We start from the raw sequence: 25,872 nt of genomic DNA, 5'->3' as shown, positions 1-25,872 counted from the left end.
TTATAATATATGAAAGCAAAAGAAGTTATGGAACATTTTCAGAAAGTTGGAACTTGGGTACACTGGGACAAAACTTGTGACTTGTTTTTACATGGGAACCCGGATATGGAAGTAAAAGGGATTGCAACATCATGGATTCCAACCAATGCTTCTTTACAACAGGCATCTGATAAGGGACTTAACCTGTTTATCACTCATGAACCGGCATTTTTTACTTCCTATCAAGGTACAGTAACAGGTGATCAGCTTATTAATAAGAAGAAAAAACTGCTTGATGAATTTGGCATTACTCTAATACGTTGTCATGATACCTGGGACCGCATGCCGGAAGTTGGAATTCCTGATGCTTGGGGTAAGTTTCTTGGTTTTGAAACAGAAGAACGACAGTTAAGGTCATATTATAAGACTTGTTTAATGGGCAATATTACATTGGAAGAAGTTGCTAATAAAATCCTTAATAAAGTAAAACCTCTGGGACAAGATACAGTTCTTATATTAGGTGACAGGAAGAAAAAGATTGAACGTTTGGTTATTGGTACAGGAGCGATTACAAATCTTCCTTATATGATTGAACTAAAACCTGATGCAATTCTTGCAACAGATGACGGTATAAACACTTGGAATGGCGGGCTTTGGTCCATAGATTTAGATATGCCGCTTTTGATAGTTAATCATGCTACTGCTGAAAAACCTGGAATGCAAGCTATGGCAGGTTATCTTAAACAAATATTTCCAAACATACCCGTTGAATATATAGATGTTCCGTTCCCATACAGCTCAATAAAATAAGAGAATGTATATATGAAAATATTAATCCCGCCACAAATGCAGTTATTACCTAAAAACAATTCTAATTTTCTTTTTGATGATATATACGGAAAACGTGCAAATATAAGAGAAATAAAAAAAACGTTATCCGCTAAAATGATTCTAAAAGAAACCGGAAAATATTTAATTGATATTGAAAATATTCCACAAACCTCGTATGGTTTATTTCAAAAATATTTTTCCACTAATAAACGGGGCGATTATGAAAAACCTTATCATCTTAAACGCACAAAACTTACTGCGGCAGTTTTACACTTTATCTTTTATAATAGAAAAGATTTATTGAATAACATATGTGATTATATATGCAGTATATGCGAAGAAACAACATGGGCTATTCCTGCTCATCCTGAAAAGATTGGACTTACGTCAGCAGAAACAGCCCTCATGTTGGCTGAGATTGTTAAAATTATGGAGAGTTACTTACCTAAGGACATAATAAATAGAGTTGAAAATGAAATAGATACAAGAATATTTATTCCTTACCTAACCCAGAGTAAAGATTTATGGTGGTACAAAGGTCCTAATAACTGGAATAGTGTATGCAACAGTTGTATTGGTGCTGTATTTCTTTATTTAGAAAAAGATGAAAAAAGATTAGCAAAAGGAATTGGTATGGTGTTAGAAGGTCTAAAGGTATATATTGATAAAGCTTTTGAAAAAGATGGTGGGACGACTGAAGGACTAAATTACTGGCAATACGGTTTATTGTATTATGTTATTTTTTCCGAACTTTTAAAAAAAAGAACAAAAGGAAAAACAAATTTATTGTCTTCAAATCAAATAAAACAAATAAGTGAATTCCCTTTTAATGCTAATTTATCTCCAGGTAATTTTATCACTTTTTCTGATTATAATAATTCTCATTTCTTACCGGGAGTTATTTCAAAACTTGCTGAACAAACAAAATCAAAACAACTTATAAATCTTATTTCAACCTTTAATAACTTAGAATATGGTTTGTCTAAATTTCCTATAGCATTACGTAATATTCTATGGTGGGATGGTAAAAAAACATCCAAATATTGTATTCCTCATGATACTTTTCTACCTAAAACAGAAATCGTTAAAACAATAGTAAATATAAATAATATTGGCCGTAGTGTTTTAGCAGTCAAAGCAGGAAACAACAATGAGAATCATAATCACAATGATATCGGCAGTTTTATTTTACATATTAACGGGGAGACTTTTCTTTGTGACCCCGGTAGTGGTTTATATACGCGAAATTATTTCACTTCACGGCGTTATGAAAACATTTTTGCTAACTCTTTCGGGCATAGTGTTCCCGTTATTGACGGGCAATTACAAGGTACCGGCAAAAATTATCTTGGTAAAATACTTTCATTTAAATCGGACAAAAATGAAAAACAAATTGTTATTGAATTTGCAAAAGCTTATGATATTGCCAATATAAAATCTTTAAGACGAATATTAACATTAAAACCGGATAAAAACAATATTATGTCTTTAAAAGATTCCTTTGTGTTCAAAAGAATACCTAAAAAAATAGAAGAATCTTTGGTTACTTATTTGCCGGTAAAATCACATGGTTCAAGTGTGCATATTTTGGGTAAAGAAAATATTTTGGAATTAATGGTAAAAGAACCCAAGGGATTGAGGTTTTCAATTACAATACTGAAAAAAGAATCTATGGAAAATTCTAAGCCAATAACTTTGAAAAGAATAACTTGCATCATAAAACAGCCATTAAAAAAAGAATTGGAAATTAAAATATTAATGAGAATTCTACCAAAAAATGAACAGATATGATTGTCTTGGTTATTAAAATACTTAATATAACTTATGATAAATAGAGATTTGATAAAAACAGCGTTATCTCACCGGGAAACAGATATGGTTCCTTTTAATTTCATGTTCACGCCTCCTATTCGTATAGCATTAGAGAAACATTATGGAGTCCCTGTTGAAGAAAAACTTAATTTACCAATTCGAATGAATGGACTAAAATCAATAAAACCACTATATGCTTTCCCGGAAGACTACGGTGAAACAATCAAAGATGAATATGGGGTTGTATGGACTACAAGCAAAATTGACCGTGGTACCCCGATTATTCCCTGTTGCCCGGAACCAAATCTGTCAAGTTATGAATTTCCCAATCCTGCAAGTGAATATCGTTTTGAAAATATGGGGGATTGGTGCCTGAAAAACAAAAACAACTACACAGTTGTACCTATTGGAGATCTCTGGGAACGTGCAACATTTATGCGCGGCATGGAAAATATTCTTATGGATATTGTTCTCAATCAGGAATTTGTTGAGGAACTCCTACGGGGTATAACAGATTATATTTTACAAACAATGAAGATTTTGTTTAACAGGTTTCAATTCGATGGAATTTTTATAAGTGATGACTATGGGACACAAAAAGCACTCGTGATGTCACCTGACTACTGGAGAAGATTCATAAAACCTCTTCTTAAAGAAATATATACATTTGCAAAAAGCAATGGCAGGATAGTATTTCACCATAGTTGTGGCAATATCTATCCTATCATAGGAGATATGATAGATATTGGACTTGATATTCTTCATCCAATTCAACCGGAAGCAATGGATATTTTTAAGCTTAAGAAGGAATTTGGAAAATGTTTGACTTTTTGCGGTGGTTTAAAAACACAACAACTTCTGCCTTATGGAACACCTGAAGACATTAGAAATGAAGTTAAAATACTTAAAAGGGAAATGGGCAGAGGTGGTGGATATATACTTGAACCTGGTATTACGCTCCAATCAGATGTGCCTTTAGAAAATTTAATTACTCTTATTGATGCTACAATAGGGAAATAAAAATGTATCAAAGGAAAAACAAGCAATGGACTTGAAAGAATTAGGATGGAATGAATTTTTCGAGAATCACTTTAATGAAATAAAAACTAAGGAAATATTTCCGGCAAGGGTAGCAACAGCTCAAAGAGAAATATATTTGATTTATAGTAGCTTTGGCGAATTTAAGGCGGGCATATCAGGAAAATATCGTTTTGACACTACATCAATAAGTCAATTGCCTGTTGTTGGTGATTGGGTAGTAGCAAGATTATCCCCGGAAGGCGACTTAGCGATAATTGATGGTATTCTTCCAAGGATTAGTAAATTATCCAGAAAAATAGCCGGTAGTATTACAGATGAGCAGGTATTGGTAGCTAACATAGATACTGTGTTTTTAGTAAACGGATTAGACGGCGATTATAACTTAAGACGTATCGAGCGTTACCTTGCACTTGTGAAAGATGATAGTAATGCTAAACAGGTTGTTTTGCTAAATAAAACAGACGTATGTTCTAATGTTCAGGAAAAAATATCAGAAGTAAAATCTATTTCTTTCGGAGTTCCGGTATATACTTTAAGTGCTTTGAATAGCAAAGGAATTGAAAGTTTAAAGAAATACATTAAAAAAGGAAAAACCATAGCATTCTTAGGTTCTTCAGGAGCAGGTAAATCAACAATAATTAATTGTCTGCTTGGTGAAGAAAGATTAAAAGTTGGTGCAGTGCGTGAAAGTGATAGTCGTGGAAGACATATAACAACTCGTAGGGAATTAATAATTCTTCCCGGAGGCGGGATTGTTGTTGATAATCCCGGTTTACGTGAAATTCAAATATGGACAGATGAAGGCACGTTAGGAAATACTTTCACTGACTTAGAAAAGTTCGTCGCTAACTGCAGATTTAGGGATTGCTCGCATAAAGATGAACCGGGATGTGCTGTTAAGAGTGCAATAGAAAGAGGCGACTTAGATTCCAAACGATTTAATAGTTATTTTAAATTAAAGAAAGAAATTAGTTACTTGGAGTCTCGCAAACAAAAGATAAAATCACGTAATGAAAAAATAATAACTGAAAGAAAAATAAGCAAATTGTCAAAACAAATAACAAAACACAAAAAAAATTACGAGTTTTAAATGTAAAAACCTAAAAATGATGAAAATCAAGATAAATACAACAATTTATTCACTTTTTTTTAGCAATTCAGCACTCTATAGTTCATAAATAGTTCTTACCCAACAAATAGATGTATTTAGCTAATTGTTGGGTAATAGTAATTATTGACTTTTGTTACCCAACATTATATAATATATTTGTCAATGTTGGGTATTTTGGTTTTAGGAAAAGATAGGAGTTGATTATTATGCCGTTTATAAAAGCTTTATTAAAAGAAGAATTGGGAAACTCTATCCGTATGAAAAGAGAGTATGAAAATGCCCTAAGAAAATTACCAAAGGGAAGCTTAAGACCTAAAAAGATACATGGACATGTGTACTATTATCTTGCATTAAGAGTAAAAGACAAAGTTAAAGATATTTATAAAGGAAAACTATCTGAAAAAATAATTAAAAAGCATGAAAAAGCAAAAATATTTAGAGCTAAATATAGGAATCTATTATCTCAAGTTAAGAAACAGATAAAATATTTAAGAGGTGCAATTCGTGGAAAAGAAGCAATATGATTTATGTGTTGAAATTTTAAGACGTTTACACAATAACGGATTGTTGGAAAATATTATAATTGTTGGTAGCTGGTGCATTCCATTTTATAAAGAATATTTTAGCAACGTTGATTATAACATATCTCTTAAAACCAGAGATATTGATTTCTTAATTCCCAGCCCTTCAAAAATAAAGGGAAAAACTGATATACCAAAACTCATGGAGGATTTAGGATTTGTTGTAACCTTTAGTGCAACTAAAGGTTACATAAAACTACAGCATCCGGATTTAATAATTGAACTTCTGGTTCCGGAAAAAGGGAAGGGAATTAATAAACCTTTCCCATTACCGCAATTAGGAATGAACGCACAAACTCTAAGGTTTTTAGATTTATTAACAGATAACACCATTCGTGTAAAACTTGAAGAATTTCATCTCACCCTGCCGCATCCTATAAACTTTGCTTTGCATAAATTGATAATAGCTAAAAGAAGACAGTTAAAAGAAAAATCTGAAAAAGATAAAACCGCTGCTTTCGAAATATTGAAGTCCCTAATAAAAGACGGCAAATCCAGCGAAGTAACAAAAATATTTATATCTCTTCCTGTCAAATGGCAAAAAAGAATATTAAATGTATTAGAAGAAGAAAAAGAATTTGATATTTTAGATATATTATCAAAATAAAATATTTACACTACAAAACATTATAAATAAACTACAATGTAGTGTAAAGAGAAATGAAAATTACGAAACTACAGATAAAAAAAATGAACTGGTCACAAATTGTAACCGGTTCAAAATGCTAAGAACTATTGAGGTGCTAAATCGGCACCTCAATATTGGAGAGAGACGAAAAGTTAAAACCATTGAATATTTCTGGAATTGTAAAACCTAAAAATGATGAAAATCACGAAAAATACAACAATTTATTCACTTTTTTAGATATAATTTCAAGAGGAGTGCAAAGAAAATATCAATCTTCGAAAAATGGAAAGTAAAATCTGTGACATAAGGAGGATGACTTGTATGAATTCAGTAATTGAAACTATTAAAAAAAGAAGGTCAGTAAGACATTATGACTCTAAGCCAATTCCAAAAGATATATTGGAGATAATAATTGATGCTGGAAATCTAGCTCCAACAGGTGGAAATGCGCAAGCATGGAGATTTGTTGTAATTACTGATGAAAAATTCAGAAAGAAACTAACTACTCTTGCATTGCCCCGTTATAAAAATTGGATGACAAATGCTTCTCAATCATTAAAAGAAATGCGAAAAGTTATTGATGACAGTGTTGAAGATCCCGTATATTATTCTGCTCCCGTTGTTGTATTCGTTATTGGAACAGGGATGACAAGTGATTGTGATTGTTCAATGGTATGCGAAAACATAATGTTGTCCGCTCGTTCATTTGACATAGGCAGTTGCTGGGTATTTTTTGGACAATTAGTACGGGATGAACAAGAGGTGAGAAAAGCACTTGAATTAAAAGAAAGTGAAAAAGTATATGGTCCTATTTTGCTAGGTTATCCTAAAGGGGATTTTCCTGATTCTATGCCAAAGAAAAAACCAGAGATAAAATGGATATAAATGCAATTGAGAAAACCGATTAAAAGAGAAGATAGGTTCTTTGTTTATATAGTTCAATGTGCTCATGGGACTTATTATACCGGATATACAAACAACCTTGAACGCAGACTTGAGCAACATGATAGCGGTAAGGGAGGGGCTAAGTATCTGAAGGGGAAGGGACCGATAAGTTTAGTATATGCAAAGAAATATAGATATTATAAGAGTGCGTTGAATGCGGAAAGGGAAATAAAAACTTATACTAGAAAAGAGAAAGAAGAATTGATAAGGGTATATGAAAAAGATAAATAAAGATATACCGCAAAGACTTATACCCCCCCAGATTTGCGTTAGCAAATCTAGGCGGGGGGGTGACATCCAAAAGTTTTATGTTAAAACTTTTGGATGTCAAATGAATATAGCGGATTCGGATTCTATGGGAAAGTTGCTTTTGGGAAGGGGCTATTTGCCAGCTGAAAAACCGGAAAATGCGGATATTATAATTATAAATACGTGTACGGTAAGACAACATGCTGAAGACAGGGCTTTGAGTTACTTGGGAGAGACAAGAAAATTAAAAAAAAAGAATCCAAAATTGAAGATTTTTATTGCAGGATGTGTTGCTTCTCGTTTAAAAGAAGACCTTAAAAAAAGATTTTCATATCTTGATGGATTTATTCCTGCAAATGATACGGTGAAATTATTGCAATTATTGGAAACTTCTAAATCTTCAAATACAGGAAAATGTGAGAATCTTTCAGAATTTGTAACAATTACATTAGGTTGTTCTAATTTCTGTTCATATTGTATAGTTCCGTTTGTGCGTGGTCCTGAAAAATCAAGGTCTCTTGATGACATACTATCAGACATTAAAATGCTTACTGATATGGGCAAACAAGAAATAACACTATTGGGACAAAATGTAAATAGTTATAAATTCCATAAAATGGATTTTGCTGATTTGCTTTTAAAAGTGGAAGAAATTCCGGAAATAAAAAAAATAAAATTTATGACCAGTCATCCTAAAGATATGTCTAACAAAATCATTGATGCAATTGATGATTGCGGGAAAGTAGTCCGCCAGATACACCTGCCCGTACAGTCGGGTTCCGACAGGATACTGAAGCTGATGAATAGAAAATACACAGTTAAGAAATATATGTCAATTATAGAAAAAATGCAGAAAAAAATTAAAGATGTATCTTTTACAACCGACATAATTGTCGGTTTCCCGACAGAAACCGAAAAAGATTTCAATGATACGCTTAAACTTGTTAAAAAAGTGAAGTTTGCTTCGGCATTCACGTTTAAATATTCACCGAGAGAAAACACCAAAGCATATGCTATGGAAGACGATGTGCCTCTTGAAGTAAAAAAGAAACGACTTGCAAAATTGAACAGTATATTCTATGATAGATAAAAGTTAAATCTATCTACTTTTATGAAAATCACATTTTTTCACTAAACGATGTTTTTTTAACGCTTAAAAAATCTATCCGCCACTGAATCAATGGTGGACTTAACGATTTTTTAAGCTAAAAACATCTATATCGTTCAAAAATTGATTTTTATAAAAAAAGCTTATTGTAATACTCTATGTCTAAATTAACTCCTTTAATGCAGCAGTACCAGCAGCTTAAAGACAATCATAAAGATTCAATTCTATTTTTCCGGCTCGGGGATTTTTATGAAATGTTTTACGAAGATGCAAAACTTGCTTCCAGGGTTTTACGGCTTACGCTTACCGCAAGGCAGAAAGTACCAATGTGCGGTATCCCTCATCATTCATCTAAATTTTATATTGCCAAGCTAATCAAAGAAGGGTATAGTGTAGCAATTTGTGAGCAGATGGAAGATCCTTCTAAAGTGAAAGGACTTGTTAAAAGGGATGTTGTCAGGGTAATTACTTCAGGGACAGTGTTAGAAGAAAATCTTCTTGAAGCAAAAACAAATAATTATCTATGTGCAATCTATCCTTTTGAAAATATTTTCACTATTGCTTTTGTGGATATTTCTACCGGGGAGTTTTCCTACCAAATAATCTCAGATGACCCCCAATATAGAAAATTAAATTTACAGCTGGCGAGATTTACACCTTCGGAAATATTACTTCCAAAATCGGAAAAGGAAAACACTAATTTAACTAAATCAATAAAAACAGGAAAAGCAATTTTAAATTTTATTGATAATATTAATTTTTCTCCGTTAACTGTCAGGGAAAAATATCCACAATCTGATAAGGAATTGTTTGAAACTGACTCTTCTGCATCAGTTTGTTCGGCAATTATAGCTTATATTGAAAAAACTCAACCTAACCTTTTAAGTAACATAAAAAACATAAAAAAGACTTCTAATAATGATTTTATGATATTAGACGATTTGGCAATTAAAAATCTTGAACTTGTAGAAGGTTTAGCTTCTGCATCCAGAAGCGGTTCGCTTTTTGAGGTAATGGATAAAACTGTTACTTCAATGGGCGCCCGGTTTCTAAGAAAATCAATTTTAGAACCACTATTAGATATAAAGGTTATTTCTGAAAGGCAGGACGCAATTGAGTTTTTTCTTAATAATGGTCTCTTACGAATGGAAATACGGGAAATACTTAAAAATTGTCAGGATATTGAACGGCTACTTTCAAGAATTACTGCACAAACTGCTAACGGCAGAGATTTGGTAGCACTTAAAAAAAGCTTGATGACTATCCCGCAAATTAAAGAAAGAATTTCTAATGTATTACAATCATCAAAATTTTTGGGTGACTCTGAAATAATACGGAATCATTTTTTGAATTTAAAAACACTTGATGATGTTGTATCATTAATTGAAAAGTCAGTAGTTGATGAACCTCCTCCAACAATTAAAGAGGGAGGGCTTATTAAGGACAATTATAATGAAGGATTAGATGAATTGAAATTTATATCCAAAAATGCAAAAAATTGGATTGCAAAGTATGAAGTAGAAGAAAAACAAAGAACACAGATACAATCGCTGAAAGTCAGATACAATTCAGTTTTTGGTTATTACATAGAAGTAACTAAGACAAATCTTGATAAAGTACCTCCGGATTATGTAAGAAAACAAACAATAGCTACCGGTGAAAGATTTATAACTGAAGCATTAAAACAAAAGGAATCAATGATTTTAGGTGCAGAAGAAAAGATATCTGCTTTGGAATATGAAATATTCCTGCAAATAAGACTGCAAATATTGGAAAATGTAGAAATAATACAAGTTAATGCAAAAGCAATTGCAGGTATTGATATGTTTTCGGCATTGGCTGAACTTGCATCAGAAAACAAATATGTAAAACCATATGTTAATTCAGGTAATGCTATTAATATAACCGACGGCAGACACCCGGTAATTGAAAGATTTTTAGGTGGGCAATTCGTACCGAATGACCTTTTGCTTGACACTGATAAAAGAATTGCTATAATTACAGGACCTAATATGTCGGGGAAGTCAACATATTTAAGACAGACAGCCCTCATAATAATAATGGCACAGATGGGAAGTTATGTGCCGGCAAAAAAAGCAGAAATTGGAATTGTTGATTCAGTATTTACAAGAATAGGTGCATCGGACCGCATAACATCGGGTGAATCAACATTTATGGTTGAAATGAAAGAGGTAGCAAATATTTTAAGTAATGCTACCGCCAAGAGTTATATTTTGCTTGATGAAGTAGGACGCGGGACATCAACATTTGATGGAATAGCTATTGCCTGGGCGACCATCGAATATATCAGACCTGTCGGTGCAAAAGTACTTTTTGCAACCCATTATTTTGAATTAACAGAATTATCTAATATCCATAATGAAGTTATAAACCTGAATGTTTCTGTAAAGGAATGGAAAGGCGACGTAATGTTTCTTCACAAGATTATTGACGGTTCCGCGGATAAATCTTACGGTATTCATGTTGCAAAACTTGCAGGACTTCCACAAAAAGTCATAAAACGTGCAGATGAACTGCTTGGTTTCTTTGAAAAAAACTATAAAGATAAAAACAATAAACAATCGGAATTGTTTGAGAATGTTGATATTAAAATACCGGAAAAATCACCAATATTAAAAGAAATCAGTGAAATCAATCCTGACGGGTTATCTCCAAAAGACGCATTACAGAAAATTTACGATTGGAAGAGGAGGATAAGTGACTACAATAAATGAAAAAAGAAGATTTAAAAGATTCCCTGTGTTGTATCATCTTGTAAAACCAGTGCTTATTAAAACAGGGAATATGTCTAATGAGACAGCACTCCCTGCAATTATGGCTAATCTTTCAGCAGGCGGTATGGCTCTTTTTACATTCGCTCCTTTAGCTATCGGGCAAAAACTTCTTATTTCATTTGTATTGAGGGATTTAAAAATTGAAAATATTGAAGCAAAAATCGTCAGATGTGAAAATAAGGAAGGTTCATATGTAATCGGGTTTCAATTTCTAAATATTACTAAAGAGATAGATAACAAATTAAGAAGAATGGCTGATGATTTCGATGCTTGTCAAATGAGAATTGTTTTAGGCGATAAATCAGCATGTAAAAAAGATTGCGGATATTTTGATCATTGTCAAAAACCAATAAAAAAGACATTTTAAAAAAAATGAATAGAATAAAAATTTTGCCTTTAGATATTGTAAATAAGATTGCAGCAGGGGAAGTAATAGAGAGACCCGCCTCAGTTGTTAAAGAATTGGTTGAAAATTCATTAGATGCGAATGCAAAATATATTACGATAATGATAAAAAAAAGCGGTAAAGAGTTAATTTCAGTTTCAGATGATGGCTGTGGAATGACAAAAGAAGATGCAGTTTTATCAATCAAGAGACATTCTACCAGTAAAATATCTGATATAACAGATTTAGAGAAAATTTATACTTTAGGTTTTAGAGGCGAAGCATTACCTTCAATAGCGTCAATATCTAACATGGAAATTGTTACAAGAACAAATGATTCAAATGTAGCAAGTTCTATTAAAATCGAGAATGGCAACGTTGTTAATCTATCTGAAATCGGGGCACCTTGCGGGACAACGGTAGAAGTGAAAAATATTTTCATGAATGTGCCTGCAAGATTAAAATTTCTTAAATCTGAGACAACTGAAAAAAATAAAATAATATCATTAATCACAGAATATGCAATCTCATATTATAATGTTTATTTTCGACTTATTTCTGATGACAAAGAAGTTTTCACATATTCACCTGCGGACAATTTAGAAGTACGGTTAGCACAGATTTTTGGAAATGAGTTTATACGCGAACTTTTAAGTATTGAGCTCAAACACGAGCAGATTTCTATTTGCGGATTTGTAAGCAAACCTGAAAAAACATTTCTAAACAGGAATCGTTCTTTTGTATTTATTAACAGAAGACCGGTAAATTCAAGAATAATAGTTAGTGCAGTGAAAAATGGTTACGAGGAATATTTAAAGAAGAAAGAAAATCCTGCAATGTTCTTATTTTTTGAAATTAATCCGGAATCAATAGACGTAAATGTTCATCCTACAAAAAGAGAAATTAAGTTTAAAGATGAAAATGCAGTTTATTCATTAGTCTACCAGGCAATTCGCTCGCGAATTCTAACAAAAGAATCTATACCTGCTGTAGCAAGCAAGATTGACATATCTAAGCCGGTATCAGATTATGCCAGGAATATTTCTTCAAAATCTGCTGAATATATCGCACAGGAATTCTCTGTTAGGCAAACAAAAGATAGTGCTGAAAGTAAACCCCTGCAAGTTAAATATATAGGAAGAATATTTGAGTTATATATTCTAATTGAAGATAATGGAAATTTGTTGATAATAGACCAACATGCAGCACAAGAAAAAATTCTTTATGAAAAGTTTAAAAGACAAATAAATAAGAAAACATTGGAAATACAACATCTGTTAATTCCAGTAAATATTGAATTATCACCAAAAGAATTCAATATTTTGCAAGGATTAAAGGATAATTTGGAAAATTTGGGATTTGAAATAGAAGAATTTGGGAAAAATACTTTTGTTGTAAAGTCAGTTCCGGCAATTATAGGTGATGTATCAATTGATGTTATAATTGCAGAAGTCATAAGAAAAAAGAAGTCCGGAGAAATAAGCGATACTTCAGATGAAATAACCGAAAACCTGATAAAAACAGCCTGTAAAACTGCAATTAAATCAGGTGACAAACTGTCTGAAATGGAAGTAAGCAAACTTTTGGACGAATTATTTAAATGTTCAAACCCATACACCTGCCCTCATGGAAGACCTACCATTATTCAACTCACGAAAGATGAGATTGATAAAAGATTTCTAAGAAAATGAAAAATGGGATAATTTTAATTGTAGGTCCGACTGCATCAGGAAAGACAGATATTGCAATTAAGTTAGCAAAAACAATAAACGGTGAAATTATTTCAGCTGATTCCCGCCAAATTTATAAACACTTAAACATTGGAACAAGTAAACCAACTAAAAATCAGGTTCAATCAATTAAATATAATTTAATAAACATTATCAAACCAAATTGCAGTTTTAATGCAGGACAGTTTGTTAAATTAGCAAACAGAAAAATAAAAAATATATTAGATAGAAAAAAAATACCGGTAATTGTTGGTGGAACCGGTCTTTATGCTAAAGCATTAACTGATGGTTTAATTGAAGTTCCTGCTGATAAAATAGTCCGAAAAGAAATATCTAATTTTTATAGAAAAACAGGTTTAAAAGCTCTTTATAAAAAACTTGCAAAATTGGACCCTGTAACTGCCGCAACAATTGATAAAAACAACCCGATACGTGTCATGCGTGCATTGGAAATATGTCTTATTACAGGCAAAAAATATTCAGAATTAAGAAAAGAAACTAAAAAAAGCGATTATAAATACATTATATTCGGGCTTAAATTATCCAGAGAAGAACTTTATAAAAGGATTAATGAACGTGTTGATGAAATGATAAAAAAAGGATTAATTAGAGAAGTTAAAAATGTAATTAAAAAGTATTCATTGAAGAATGACATTATCAATACAACTATAGGTTATAAAGAGCTTCTTGGGTATATAAAGAATATTTGTTCAAAAGAAAGAGCTATTGAGATGATAAAACAAAATACCAGACATTATGCAAAAAGGCAGATGACATGGTTCAATAAAGATAAACGAATTTTATGGATAGATGTTAAAGATAATCCTGTAAAAAAAATATTGAATTACATAAACAAATCTGATATAATACAAAATTGTGATTAAAAAAGAAAAAGCACTCTTAATCGGTGTAAATGCCAATACTAAAAATAATTTCGATAATTCGATAGAAGAATTAAAGCAACTTGCTTACACTAGAGGGATAATTACAACAAAAACGGTTTTACAAAATAAGAAATCACCGGATTCTAAATTCTTTATAGGATCAGGAAAAGTTTTAGAAATAAAAAAAATATGTGAAAGTGAAAATATTGATATAGTAATATTTGATGATAATTTGACGCCTACTCAACAGAAAAATCTTGAAAACATAATTGATGTAAAAGTTATAGACAGAACCCGGTTAATTCTTGATATTTTTGCCCAACGCGCAAGGACACAAGAAGCAAAACTTCAAATAGAACTTGCTGAAAAAAATTATAATCTGTCACGGCTGACAGGTAAAGAAAAATCCATGGCTCAGCAAGTTGGAAATATAGGAGTACGGGCAGGATTTGGAGAGAAAAAAATAGAAATCGATAGAAGAAAAATACGCGATAGAATTTCTTATTTAAAAAAAGAAATTGGAAAAATTAAATGCCATCGTGAAATTCAGAGATCAAGAAGACACGAAGTCCCTATCCCGATAGTTTCTTTAGTGGGTTATACAAATGCCGGCAAGTCTACTTTACTTAACCACCTTACAAAGAAAAATAATGTATATGCAGATGATAGACTTTTTTCTACTCTTGATGCAACTACAAGAAAAGTTAAATTGTTGAGCCAAAGATGGGTATTGTTTACTGATACAGTTGGTTTTATAAAAAAATTGCCACATCAATTAATAGCAGCTTTTAAATCAACAATCGAGGAAATAACAGAATCTGATTTAATTGTTCATCTTATTGATATTTCCAATCCAAATCACAATGAATGTGAAAGCATAGTATTATCTGTTTTGAAAGAAATAGGAGCTGACAATTTACCTATATTAAATGTTTATAACAAATGTGATATTGTGGAGATTAAAAACAATAATACCGATAACTATATTAATATTTCTGCATCTACCGGTTTCGGAGTTGATAGGTTACTTTATTTAATTGACAAGCAATTGGAAGCGAAACTTGAATACAGAAAAATATCCGTACCTTATAAATCGTTATCAATTATTAATAAACTAAAATCTGTAAGTAAAATATTAAAGTATAAGTCTTTTAAAAATTGTACAGAATTGGAAATTCTTATTGATAAAAAAAATTGGGGGCAAATAGAAAAATATTTATCACATAATATATGAAAAACCTTACATTGCCGAATACTCTAACAGTTTTAAGAATAATAGCAGTCCCTGTATTTGTTATTTCTGTGTTAGCAGAAAACAAGTGGCTTCCGGTTTTCATATTCGCTTTTTGTATATTGACGGATTTTTTTGATGGAATGCTGGCAAGGGTAATGAAAAAGCGGACACAATTAGGTGCTCTTTTAGATCCTATTGCAGATAAATTTCTTTTAATCAGTTCTTTTATAGTTTTTGCAGCGCTTAAAAAGATACCATTATGGATACCAATAGTAGTAATTACAAAAGATATAATAGTTTTTCTGGGATGGTGGCTGAGATTTCATATTACAGGGAATTCAGTTGTTTCACCGACATTCTTTGGTAAAGCCACAACAGTTTTGGAAATGGTGGTTATATTTTCTATACTTATTAATATTTTTCCAAGGACAATAAATACAATAATTTATTTAATGCTTTTTGTAATTATTATTTCAACTTTGAATTATACTTTTTCAGGAATTAAGGAGATTGAAAAAAAGTGATATTTTTAATTTTATTGCTGTCATTTTTATTCGGTTCTATACCGACAGCCTATTTAATTTCAAAGATTTTTTATGGGATTGATATCCGGAATTATGGTAGCGGCAATCCCGGAGCGACAAATGTATATAGAACACTTGGTAAAAAACCAGGAATAATAACATTTGTTATTGACGTCTTAAAAGGTTTCTTTCCGGTATTTATAAGTAAAAAATTATTTTCCGATAATTTACTTATTATCCCTGTAATTTCCGGTTTTTTAGCGGTTTTAGGACATATTTGGACACCGTTTTTAAGGTTCAAAGGAGGTAAAGGTGTAGCAACCGGTTGTGGAATATTTTTAGGACTTGCACCTCTTTCAGCTGTTCTTGCTGTTATTGTTTTTGTTGTTGTTTTGATTATAACCAAATATGTAGCTTTAGGTTCAATATCTGCTGCAATATCGCTACCTATTTTTTTATACGTATTGAAAGAATCGCTGATTTTAGTACTTATCGCTATATTACTTGCATTTATTATAGTGTGGAGACATAAATCAAACATTCGGAAAATATTAGGTGGAGTAGAAAATTAATATGAAAATATCAGTGCTTGGGGCAGGTGCATGGGGGGCAACATTAGCGCAACATTTATATGAAAATGGGCATAATGTATCATTGTGGGAATTTGATGAATCGCGTATTGCTTATATAAAGCGACACAGATATCCTATGTTTTTTCCACATATAAATCTTAGTGAGAAAATATTCATAACAAACAATATTATTTCGATTATTGAAGATGCTGAAGTAATATTATTAGTTATTCCGTCACAAGTAATGAGAGCTACTCTAAGAGAAATACTAAAATACACAAATAAAACACAAATTTTTGTTATTGCAAGTAAAGGACTTGAGATTAAAACCGGTAAACGGCTCTCTGAAATAGTCAGAGAAGAATTAGGCACAAAAAATATAGTTGTTTTATCAGGACCAAGTTTTGCCATTGAGGTGGCTCAAAAACTTCCTACAACAATTGTAGCTGCCGGTGAACAAAATAGAACTCTGATTATTCAAAAAATATTTTTATCAAAATATTTAAAAATTTATACAAATTCAGATATTACAGGTGTTGAGATTGGCGGTGCACTTAAAAATGTTATAGCGATTGCTTGTGGAATAGCAAGAGGAAAAGGATTAGGAGATAATACTACGGCAGCAATTATAACGCGGGGACTCGTTGAGCTTGTACGTTTAGGGGTTAAGTGTGGTGCAAAAAAAGAAACTTTTTCAGGACTTTCGGGTTTAGGTGATTTGGTAATGACATCTTTTTCAAAAAAATCCAGGAATGAAAGTTTTGGCGAGCTTGTGGGCAGTGGTTTAAAAACAGATGATGCAATAAAAAAAATAGGCATGACTGTTGAAGGTGTATTTACTACAAAAGCTGTTGTGAAACTGGCGAAGAAATTGAAAATTGAAATGCCTATAACAAATGAAGTACATAAAATAATATTTGAGAATAAAGATCCTGAAAAAGCAATCATATCACTCATGTCAAGAAGTGCAAAACCGGAATAAAAAATGGATAAAAAAGAGATAATTGAATCAATGGCAAAAAGGACATGTTGTAGAAAAGAAGCACAAGACGCTTTTGAAGAATTTTTAATTGCAGTTAAAAATTCTATTGTAAAAGGCGATAAAGTACACCTGAAAGGTATTGGTACTCTGTATGCTAAAATGCGAAAAGAAAGAAGAGTAAGAAATCCAAAAACAAAAGAAATTATAAAAATAAAATCAAAACGAGTCATACGATTTAAAGCATCGGAAACACCATTAGAGTAAAGTCACGAATAAAGGAACACGAATGAAGGCAAACATCACGAATGGATACGAATAACTGCTTATGTATTATTAGTGAACATTCGTGAAACAAATTCGTGATATTTCATTCGTGAGTTCGTTATGGAATTAGAAGATAAAAATTATTTTTCGATTGGTGAAGTAGAAAAGGTAACAGGTGTTAAGTCGTATATCCTGCGATACTGGGAACAGGAATTTCGTATTTTAAGACCGGCTAGAGGAACTTCCGGGCAAAGAAAATATATTAGAACTGATGTTGATTTAATTCTTAAAATTAAAGATTTACTTTATATAAAAGGATTTACAATCGCCGGAACAAAAAAATATTTAATAGAGGAAAAGAGGAAAAGAAAAAAAGAGTTAGAGTTGGATTTCGGGAAAGAGACAATCTCTGTTGATTTGTTGAGAAAGGCAAAAAAGGAATTAGAAATTATTTATAACCTTCTAAAATGATGATTAAAGATTTCAAACAATTACGGAAGGAGATGATAGAAAACCAAATTATTATAAGAGGAATAACTAATAAAAAAGTAATTGGAGCAATAGCAAAAATTCCAAGAGAAAAATTTATTGACAAAAAATATTATGATGAAGCCTATAGTGACCACCCGCTTCCAATTGAAGAAGGACAAACAATTTCTCAGCCTTACATTGTAGCACTAATGACAGAGTTGCTTTCCCTTACCGGAGATGAAAAAGTTTTGGAAATTGGAACAGGTTCCGGTTACCAAACAGCGATATTATCAGAACTTTCAGATGTAGTTTATTCTGTTGAGAGAATTTTAACGCTTTATAATAAAGCAAAACATATTTTTGAAGATCTTGGCTATAAAAATATCTTTTTATTCAATTCTGATGGAACAGAGGGACTAAAGGAATATGCACCATATGACAGGATTATAGTAACAGCTGGAGGTGAAAATATTCCACAGCCACTTGTTGATCAACTTGCAGATGGCGGAAGAATTGTAATTCCAGTAGGAGACAGATTTTCGCAATATTTAATAGTCGGAAATAAAACAAATAATGAATTAAAAATACAGAATTATGGTAAAGTGGTTTTTGTTCCACTTATAGGCAAATATGGGGTAAGTTGATATGGAATTAATAATAAATTTTGTTAATGTGTTGTTACATTTAGATAAGTATCTTGTATTGCTAATTGAAAATTATGGCATGTGGGTATATCTTATTCTATTTTTAATTGTATTTTGTGAAACAGGATTGGTTGTAACTCCATTTCTTCCGGGAGACTCGCTAATTTTTGTTGTAGGAACATTAGCAGCAGCAGGATCTCTAAATATAATACCACTATTTATTTTTATAGTTATAGCGGCAATTTTAGGTGATACTGTGAATTATTGGATAGGAAACTTTTTAGGTCCGGAAACTATTCAAAAGAAAAAAATGCGTTTTATAAAAAAGGAATACATTGAAAGAACTGAGAAATTTTATGCTAAATATGGAGGAAAAACTATAATTTTAGCCAGATTTGTTCCTATTATAAGAACATTTGCACCTTTTATGGCAGGTGTTGGAACTATGACTTATTCAAAATTTATATTATACAATATAACCGGAGGAATTGCATGGGTATCTTTGTTTATGTTTGGCGGTTATTTTTTTGGAAATATACCCCGTGTTAAGGAAAATTTTACAATAGTAATTTTCATGATAATTTTGATATCTATTATACCTATAATATATGAATATATAAAGAGTAAAAAAGCAAATTTATCATAAAATTAGCTATTTTGAAAAAAACATATTGACAAATATTTTAATTTATTTACAATGTTGCTCATGGTTTTTAAAAAAGCTAAGAATTTTTGGTTAAAAAAAATTCTTATAACAAAAAGAATGAAGGAAAAATTTCTGCAGAACCTAAATTTGCGACTTATTTGTTCCAGGAGCAAATTGTAGAACGAGTTCGTTTCGAGCCTGCCTGCCGGTAGGCAGGTGTTTCAAAGAAATTTGTTCCTGAGTGATACTCGGGGTGTGGCCCAGTGGTAGGGCACTCGCTTGGGGTGCGAGTCGTCGCAGGTTCAAGTCCTGTCACCCCGATATGGAATATAAAATCGTTCTTATGCTCTTGTGTTCTAGTGTTCTCAAGAACTTGAGAACTTAAGAACTTGAGAACGCTGTTTCTATTAAATGGCGGGGCGTAGCTCAGTTGGCTAGAGCGTACGGTTCGGGACCGTAAGGCCGCTGGTTCAAGTCCAGTCGCCCCGATATAAAATATAAGGCATTCTTGTGTTCTTTAGTTCTTATGTTCTGTTCATATTAAAAAAAATCTAATGTTTAAGTATGAAATAGCGGTATTCGGTGAAGTGCAAGGGGTTGGTTATAGATATTTTGTTGTTAAGGTAGCAAATAAATTAGGAATAACCGGGTATGTAGAAAATGTTTCTGACGGGAGCGTAAAGATTATTGCAGAAGGCGAGGAAAATAGTCTTAAGGATTTTATAGAATCAATAAAAACTGAACATCCATTTGCGAAAGTTAATGATATGAATATAAAAAAAGTAACAATTATAAATAACGAATTCAAAGATTTTAAAATTACATTTTAAGTGAGGTGAACTATGGACATACTTGACCCTGTAAAACTTTACTTTGCAACAATTAAAAAAATCCCAAGAATTACTAAAAGAGAGATTGAAATTTTAGTTCCTAGAATTGCAAAAGGTGATAAAAATGCAAAGAAAAGAATGATTGAAGGAAATCTACGTCTTGTAGTTCCAATAGCAAGAAGATATTATAGACCCGGCATACCATTTTCAGATTTAATTGAAGAAGGAAATATAGGGTTGATGAAAGCAACCGAGAAATTCGACTTAAGGAAAGGATATTATTTTTCAACATATGCAACTTTTTGGATAACACAATGTATTTCCAGATATGTATCTTCACAGCTCAAAACAATCAGGATTCCCGAGCATGTAATGACTCAATTGAGAAAATGGTTGACAGAATTTGACAGGTTAAAGCAAAAACTTGGCAGGACCCCGACATCTAAAGAAGTTGCAAAAAGATTAAAACTTTCACCTGAAGATATTTTGCGCCTTTTGGAAAATCTGGAAGTTTCAAAATCCGTAACTTCTCTTGATGTAAAAATTGATGAAGATGAATCAATCTCTTTATCGGATGTAATTTCTGACGGCGACAAAGACGATCCGACTATTTTCATAAAATACTTAATGATAACAAAACAAATGGAAACAGTTTTAGAAAAACTTACACCAAAAGAAAAAAAAGTTATAATTTTAAGGTTTGGTTTAGATGGAGAAATTCCACATACTCTTGAAGAAGTAGGGAAAATAATTAATCTAACACGTGAAAGAATCCGTCAAATTGAAGTAAAAGCATTTGAAAAAATAAAACAAGCAGTTGTTAAATTAAGATTTTTTGAAAAAGAAGAAATGTGATGTAAATATAATAGTGTTCTTGCGTTCTAACGTTCTTGTGTTCTTATTAGCAACACTATAGCAATAAAACAAAAAACAATTAAAAAAGGAGGAGGTAAAATGAATCTTAATAAGTTTATACGTGATGTGCCGGATTTTCCTAAACAAGGGATCGTTTTTAAAGATATAACTCCATTGTTAAAAAACGCTAAAGCGTTTAAATCTGCTATAAACAATATGGCAAAGAAATACAAGAATATTAAAATAGATAAGATTGTTTCTATGGAGTCACGAGGATTTATGTTTGGTTCAGCACTTGCTATAAAATTAAATTGCGGTTTTGTGCCGATAAGAAAAAAAGGGAAACTACCTTACAAAACGATAAAAGAAGAATATCAACTTGAATATGGCACTGATATTCTTGAAATTCATGAAGATGCTATAGAAAAAGATGAAAATATATTAATTGTTGATGATGTCTTAGCTACAGGCGGAACTGCAAAAGCAGTATGTTCGTTAATTGAAAAACTTGGCGGTAAAATATCAGGACTTTGTTTTTTAATAGAACTTTCATTTTTGAATCCATACGAAAAACTGAAAAACTACGAAATATTTTCCCTGATAAAGTATTAAAGGCGATTAAAAAATTGGAAAGATTGAAAGATTGGAAATATTAGAATGATATTAATCTTTGAATCTTTAAATCTTTTAATTGGTGTTAATTGCTTTTAGTGCCCCTGTAGCTCAGATGGATAGAGCATCGGTTTCCTAAACCGATTGTCGGAGGTTCGACTCCTCTCAGGGGTAAATTAAAAGAACGGTTTTAGGGTTATAGCGTTATAGGGTTTACGACTCTATAAACTCTACGAACTCTAAAACGCTATAACTAATTTTATGATTGATTTACATACACATACTTTGTTTTCTGACGGTGTTTTGTTGCCAAGTGAAATTGTCTGCCGTGCTAAAAATGCAGGATATTCGGCTATTGGATTAACTGACCATTGTGATTTTTCTAATATAGATTTTGTGATAACAAGAATAAAACGAATTACACGCGAATTGACTAAATATTATAAAATTAAAGTGTTAGCAGGTTGTGAAATAACATACGTTCCTTCGGAGCTTATTTCAAAAGCTGTAAAACAGGCAAGGAAACTCGGGGCAAATCTTGTTTTGGTTCACGGTGAATCACCTGTTGAGCCGGTTCCTAAAGGGACAAATAGAGCAGCAATTCTTTCCGGCTGTGATGTTTTAGCACATCCGGGATTTATCAGTGATGAAGATGTGAAACTTTCAATCGAAAAAAATGTACTTCTTGAAATTACTACAAGAAATGGTCATAAAAAGGGGAATTTACATATTTCTAAATTAGCAAAGAAATATAATGCAAACCTTATATTAAATACAGATTCTCATCAACCTAAGGATTTATTAAGCCGGGAAAAAATAAATGATATTTTAAAAGAATCAAAATTGAATTATGATTATTTTGAAAAAATGCAAAAAAATGCAAGAAAATTATTATAATATTAAAGAAGTAAGCTAATTTTCTTGAAGGAGATAAAATGGCTAGACAATGGGTAAAAGACGAACTAAAAAAAGATTTTTTGAAAAGTTTCATAGAAAAAGTTATAACTTACACTAAATTACACAAAGAAACAGCTCTTATCTCGATAATAGTGGCAGGAATAATTATCATTATAACTGTGATTACAGTTAATAGATTTGAAAAATCGGATCAACTGGCAAGTGAGCAGATTGGATTTGCATCATTATATTTGAGAGCAGGTCAGGTTGACCAGACAATACAACTTTGTGATCAGATAATTCAAACACACCCATCAGGTGTACAAGGAGGTTTTGCATATTTTTATAAGGGAGAGTCTCTTTACCTTAAAAAAAGTTATGAAGAGGCTGTAAAATCCTATATCTTAGCAATGCCACTATTGAAAAAGAAAGAAGATTTAGGAGCAATGATACTTTTTTCAATAGCTAACTCATATGAAAACTCCGGTAAATATCAAGAAGCTATAAATTCATATAAACAACTTACAGAAGAATATTCGGCGCACTATCTTGTTCCTGAGTCACAAATAGGAATGGCAAGATGTTATGAAACGATGGGTGATATTCAATCTGCTATTTCTTATTATCAGACCGTTGGAAGTTTACATCCAAATACAGCTTATAAAAATATTTCGGACGAAAGATTAAAGGTTTTAGAAAAACCTGTAATTAATCAAAAATGATTTTATATTAAAAGCTCATTTTTTACTTGACAAATATTTAAAAGTTTTCTATAATATAAAAATTATATTAGGAAACTAAATAAAATCCTCAATTTCTGCCACAAAGGAGGTGAAAACCCCAAAATGCGTATTAAGTTATAATTTAATAAAAATACGCGAAATAGGCTAAGAGGAAGAAGAGTGGAAATGTAGTAACTCAGTTTATCGAGAAACTACAAATTTTTGATGGAGGGTAATAAAAAATGAAAAAAATGTTATCAATAGTGGCAATGTTTTTAATGGCGACATCAGCTTTTGCTTTTGTACCGTTAACAAACGCCCAGAACACGGTAGGTTCATACGAACGTGGTGCAACCCGTGGTATGTTCTATAACGAGTTAGATATTATAAGTGCAGCACCCGTGGAATTGTTAGATTTTTCCGGAAATGCTCTTTACACAAATTGGGGCAATATTAGAAACTATAACGATATTGTAAATTACGGCAAAGCACTTAACTGGGGTCCAAATCAAAACAATACCGATATTAGCTACTTCACGTTCGGTTTAACAGGAAATCCGCTTTCGTCAATAGGTATTAATGATTCGAGATCAGGAATTGTCTATCAGAATTTTGGTGGAAAGCTAGCTCCTATCTTTAATTTGGATAGTGTTGTAGGTAATGATTCAGAAGGTCAATGGAAAAATGAAACCTATAACATCAGATTCGCAACTGCTCCAGCAACTGACAGGACTCAAACAACAATAGGTTCAAATTTAAAATATTATACTAACACAACAAACACACAGTGGAACGCCGGTTCATCATATAAATTGATGGATAAAATATCACTCGGTCTTTCACTTTCAAGAAGGACAGATTCAATCGTATTAAATACTGAAGGAACAAAAACATATTCAGAAATATTTAACACAGTTAATGGTGCTATTTTAGTAGGAATGCCAGTTACTTCAACTGAAGGAACTTCTTTATCGGTTTCTTATCCGAAACAAGCAGTCGATCAAAACTCAACAAGTATAACCGATATCCTTCCACAGGCAAGAATCAGTGTTTCTGACGGTCTCTATGCTGATGTCGGAGTTGGATTGAGATTTTCAAAAGTAACAAATCCCGGAACTGTAGTAGCAAATGAAAATACTGTGATTACAGTATCTGCAAGGGAAGGTGTTGCGATATCAACTGCTATCGGCGGTTTAAATAGCTATCAGCGTTTTAATACCGGTACTGCAATTGTTTCGAAAACCAACCTTGATTACGCTACACAAACTCTAAATGGAAATGTAAATCTTTTTACAGCTTCCTTTACAGGGGCAGCAGGAACAGGAGTTTCTGATTTTTCAGATGAACGCTCTGGAATAGCTCCTTTAGTAAGAGTTGAAGTTAAGAAAAGTTTCAAAAAGTTTGATGCATTCGGTATTGCTAATTTTGATACTTTATCCAGAGATGTCGATGCTTCTCAGACAAACCGAGAATATGCAAACACCAGGCATACATTATATGCCGGCGCTGCAGCTGATGTGGTTGACAATTTTACAGGAAGAGATTATACACAGTTGTTGACTTACAAAGGAACTGCATCGGATACTAATCTTGATTTAGGTTTAAAAATTAATATGAAGGAATTAGAAGGAATTAGAGTATCTTTAGGTGGTTTTATTCAGAGAAGTGTATCCAAAACAGACCTTGATACAACAAGTGGTTCTAGGGAGTTGGTTTCTTATCGGGATGGTGACGGACTTACGATAAGTTCATCAAGTGTCGGCGGAAATACTCCTGCCCAGATACTGACTAATAAACCAGGTCCAGTTGATGGATCATTAACAGAAACAAACCCCAACGGTACAGGAAGAACCGATCTTGGTTTACCTACTACCGGTGATGGTGAAGGTGATTGGAGTCAAACAATATCAAGAGCTGGCACCCAGCTTTCTGAAACAATTACAACAAAGTATATGGTTCCTGTTGGTATTGAAATTCCTCTTTCAAAAAAATTCACTTTCCGTGCAGGCACAGAATATGTGATGACAAAGACTCAAACAACTGTTAAAACTAATAATACTTTAGAAACTACAGTTACAGTTGCAACTCCTCTTGGAGAAGCGGCAAAATCAAGAACGGATTATAGTGCTGACCTTGCAGAAACAAAGTCCATATTATATAGTGAAAGTCATGACGTATTTTACACATATGGTCTTCAGTTCGATGCAACACCAAGTTTGACAATAGCATGTAATGCATTCCTTGATACAAATCCTGACGGAGTAGGTACTGACGGTGGTGACCGTGCAAGCATCTTTGATTTAACAACATATCGCAACTTGTCATTATCAGCGGCAATTAAGTTCTAAATGCGCTGAAATATGCTAAAAAAATTAGAAGCCCTCAGTTTTTGAGGGCTTCTTTTTTTTGTTGTAATTAACTATTATAAAATATTTTAACTTGTTAATTCCCTGTGGCTTGACACAGGGAAAACAATGTTGCCATTACGAGGAGTCCCGACGAAAGTCGGGATAAATTCCGAGACGAAGTAATCTCAATTA

General features: G+C 32.2%; 27 protein-coding genes and 3 tRNA genes. All 30 read left to right on the top strand.

Annotation, left to right across the window (positions count from 1 at the left end; translation table 11 throughout):
• The first annotated feature begins 9 nt into the window (after nucleotides 1–9).
• The 30 genes from PHE88_07140 to PHE88_06995 all read left to right on the top strand — a co-directional run bounded on the left by PHE88_07140 (nucleotide 10) and on the right by PHE88_06995 (nucleotide 25,680).
• A complete protein-coding gene (locus tag PHE88_07140; protein ID MDD5687588.1) occupies nucleotides 10–789 on the top strand; it encodes a Nif3-like dinuclear metal center hexameric protein in 780 nt (259 codons plus the stop codon).
• Nucleotides 790–801: 12 nt separating this feature from the next.
• Nucleotides 802–2,601, top strand: a complete 1,800-nt coding sequence (locus PHE88_07135) for a heparinase II/III family protein (protein MDD5687587.1) — start codon at nucleotides 802–804, stop codon at nucleotides 2,599–2,601.
• A gap of 33 nt (nucleotides 2,602–2,634) precedes the next feature.
• Nucleotides 2,635–3,642, top strand: a complete 1,008-nt coding sequence (locus tag PHE88_07130; GenBank protein ID MDD5687586.1) for a uroporphyrinogen decarboxylase family protein — start codon at nucleotides 2,635–2,637, stop codon at nucleotides 3,640–3,642.
• A 25-nt stretch (nucleotides 3,643–3,667) separates the two neighbouring features.
• Entirely contained in the window at nucleotides 3,668–4,753 is a 1,086-nt protein-coding gene (gene rsgA, locus PHE88_07125; protein ID MDD5687585.1) for a ribosome small subunit-dependent GTPase A, read from the top strand.
• A gap of 227 nt (nucleotides 4,754–4,980) precedes the next feature.
• Nucleotides 4,981–5,298: a hypothetical protein gene (locus tag PHE88_07120; protein ID MDD5687584.1), complete on the top strand. Its 318-nt coding sequence runs from the start codon at nucleotides 4,981–4,983 to the stop codon at nucleotides 5,296–5,298.
• On the top strand, nucleotides 5,279–5,962 hold the full coding sequence (locus tag PHE88_07115) for a GSU2403 family nucleotidyltransferase fold protein (protein MDD5687583.1): 684 nt from the start codon (nucleotides 5,279–5,281) through the stop codon (nucleotides 5,960–5,962). The genes PHE88_07120 and PHE88_07115 overlap by 20 nt, the downstream gene beginning before the upstream one ends.
• Nucleotides 5,963–6,304: 342 nt before the next feature.
• Nucleotides 6,305–6,868, top strand: a complete 564-nt coding sequence (locus PHE88_07110) for a nitroreductase (protein MDD5687582.1) — start codon at nucleotides 6,305–6,307, stop codon at nucleotides 6,866–6,868.
• Between the two features lie 6 nt (nucleotides 6,869–6,874).
• Complete coding sequence (locus PHE88_07105; protein ID MDD5687581.1) at nucleotides 6,875–7,159, top strand: GIY-YIG nuclease family protein; 285 nt, start codon at nucleotides 6,875–6,877, stop codon at nucleotides 7,157–7,159.
• Entirely contained in the window at nucleotides 7,143–8,267 is a 1,125-nt protein-coding gene (gene miaB, locus PHE88_07100; GenBank protein ID MDD5687580.1) for a tRNA (N6-isopentenyl adenosine(37)-C2)-methylthiotransferase MiaB, read from the top strand. Before PHE88_07105 ends, miaB begins: the two co-directional genes overlap by 17 nt.
• 176 nt (nucleotides 8,268–8,443) lie before the next feature.
• The gene (gene mutS / locus PHE88_07095; GenBank protein ID MDD5687579.1) at nucleotides 8,444–11,020 is read left to right on the top strand and encodes a DNA mismatch repair protein MutS; all 2,577 of its coding nucleotides are present in this window, start codon (nucleotides 8,444–8,446) and stop codon (nucleotides 11,018–11,020) included.
• Nucleotides 11,004–11,447: a PilZ domain-containing protein gene (locus PHE88_07090; GenBank protein MDD5687578.1), complete on the top strand. Its 444-nt coding sequence runs from the start codon at nucleotides 11,004–11,006 to the stop codon at nucleotides 11,445–11,447. The genes mutS and PHE88_07090 overlap by 17 nt, the downstream gene beginning before the upstream one ends.
• 5 nt (nucleotides 11,448–11,452) lie before the next feature.
• On the top strand, nucleotides 11,453–13,156 hold the full coding sequence (gene mutL / locus PHE88_07085) for a DNA mismatch repair endonuclease MutL (protein MDD5687577.1): 1,704 nt from the start codon (nucleotides 11,453–11,455) through the stop codon (nucleotides 13,154–13,156).
• Nucleotides 13,153–14,079, top strand: coding sequence for a tRNA (adenosine(37)-N6)-dimethylallyltransferase MiaA (gene miaA / locus PHE88_07080; GenBank protein MDD5687576.1), 927 nt, complete (start codon nucleotides 13,153–13,155; stop codon nucleotides 14,077–14,079). Before mutL ends, miaA begins: the two co-directional genes overlap by 4 nt.
• Nucleotides 14,072–15,313 carry a GTPase HflX gene (hflX, locus tag PHE88_07075; GenBank protein MDD5687575.1) on the top strand — a complete coding sequence of 414 codons (1,242 nt, stop codon included), beginning with the start codon at nucleotides 14,072–14,074 and terminating at the stop codon, nucleotides 15,311–15,313. Before miaA ends, hflX begins: the two co-directional genes overlap by 8 nt.
• Nucleotides 15,310–15,837, top strand: a complete 528-nt coding sequence (locus tag PHE88_07070; GenBank protein ID MDD5687574.1) for a CDP-alcohol phosphatidyltransferase family protein — start codon at nucleotides 15,310–15,312, stop codon at nucleotides 15,835–15,837. The genes hflX and PHE88_07070 overlap by 4 nt, the downstream gene beginning before the upstream one ends.
• Entirely contained in the window at nucleotides 15,834–16,409 is a 576-nt protein-coding gene (gene plsY, locus PHE88_07065) for a glycerol-3-phosphate 1-O-acyltransferase PlsY (GenBank protein MDD5687573.1), read from the top strand. Before PHE88_07070 ends, plsY begins: the two co-directional genes overlap by 4 nt.
• A gap of 1 nt (nucleotide 16,410) precedes the next feature.
• Entirely contained in the window at nucleotides 16,411–17,391 is a 981-nt protein-coding gene (locus tag PHE88_07060; protein ID MDD5687572.1) for an NAD(P)-dependent glycerol-3-phosphate dehydrogenase, read from the top strand.
• A gap of 3 nt (nucleotides 17,392–17,394) precedes the next feature.
• The gene (locus PHE88_07055; protein ID MDD5687571.1) at nucleotides 17,395–17,655 is read left to right on the top strand and encodes an HU family DNA-binding protein; all 261 of its coding nucleotides are present in this window, start codon (nucleotides 17,395–17,397) and stop codon (nucleotides 17,653–17,655) included.
• Between the two features lie 120 nt (nucleotides 17,656–17,775).
• On the top strand, nucleotides 17,776–18,126 hold the full coding sequence (locus PHE88_07050) for a MerR family transcriptional regulator (protein MDD5687570.1): 351 nt from the start codon (nucleotides 17,776–17,778) through the stop codon (nucleotides 18,124–18,126).
• Complete coding sequence (locus tag PHE88_07045) at nucleotides 18,126–18,770, top strand: protein-L-isoaspartate(D-aspartate) O-methyltransferase (protein MDD5687569.1); 645 nt, start codon at nucleotides 18,126–18,128, stop codon at nucleotides 18,768–18,770. Before PHE88_07050 ends, PHE88_07045 begins: the two co-directional genes overlap by 1 nt.
• A gap of 1 nt (nucleotide 18,771) precedes the next feature.
• Entirely contained in the window at nucleotides 18,772–19,416 is a 645-nt protein-coding gene (locus PHE88_07040; GenBank protein MDD5687568.1) for a DedA family protein, read from the top strand.
• 249 nt (nucleotides 19,417–19,665) lie between these two features.
• Nucleotides 19,666–19,737 (top strand) — tRNA-Pro (locus PHE88_07035).
• Between the two features lie 94 nt (nucleotides 19,738–19,831).
• Nucleotides 19,832–19,905 (top strand) — tRNA-Pro (locus tag PHE88_07030).
• Between the two features lie 65 nt (nucleotides 19,906–19,970).
• A complete protein-coding gene (locus PHE88_07025; protein ID MDD5687567.1) occupies nucleotides 19,971–20,246 on the top strand; it encodes an acylphosphatase in 276 nt (91 codons plus the stop codon).
• A 12-nt stretch (nucleotides 20,247–20,258) separates the two neighbouring features.
• A complete protein-coding gene (locus tag PHE88_07020; GenBank protein MDD5687566.1) occupies nucleotides 20,259–21,101 on the top strand; it encodes an RNA polymerase sigma factor RpoD/SigA in 843 nt (280 codons plus the stop codon).
• A 99-nt stretch (nucleotides 21,102–21,200) separates the two neighbouring features.
• Nucleotides 21,201–21,713 carry an adenine phosphoribosyltransferase gene (locus PHE88_07015; GenBank protein ID MDD5687565.1) on the top strand — a complete coding sequence of 171 codons (513 nt, stop codon included), beginning with the start codon at nucleotides 21,201–21,203 and terminating at the stop codon, nucleotides 21,711–21,713.
• Nucleotides 21,714–21,813: 100 nt separating this feature from the next.
• Nucleotides 21,814–21,887: transfer RNA gene (locus PHE88_07010), tRNA-Arg, on the top strand.
• An 87-nt stretch (nucleotides 21,888–21,974) separates the two neighbouring features.
• The gene (locus PHE88_07005) at nucleotides 21,975–22,610 is read left to right on the top strand and encodes a histidinol phosphate phosphatase domain-containing protein (GenBank protein ID MDD5687564.1); all 636 of its coding nucleotides are present in this window, start codon (nucleotides 21,975–21,977) and stop codon (nucleotides 22,608–22,610) included.
• A gap of 38 nt (nucleotides 22,611–22,648) precedes the next feature.
• Entirely contained in the window at nucleotides 22,649–23,332 is a 684-nt protein-coding gene (locus tag PHE88_07000; GenBank protein ID MDD5687563.1) for a tetratricopeptide repeat protein, read from the top strand.
• A gap of 242 nt (nucleotides 23,333–23,574) precedes the next feature.
• Nucleotides 23,575–25,680: a hypothetical protein gene (locus PHE88_06995; GenBank protein MDD5687562.1), complete on the top strand. Its 2,106-nt coding sequence runs from the start codon at nucleotides 23,575–23,577 to the stop codon at nucleotides 25,678–25,680.
• The last annotated feature ends 192 nt before the right edge of the window (nucleotides 25,681–25,872 follow it).

The organism is Elusimicrobiota bacterium, assembly GCA_028718185.1.
Taxonomy (GTDB): domain Bacteria; phylum Elusimicrobiota; class UBA8919; order UBA8919; family UBA8919; genus JAQUMH01.
The sequence above is the reverse complement of the archived record's forward strand: the minus strand, read 5'-3'. Positions and strand labels throughout refer to the sequence as shown.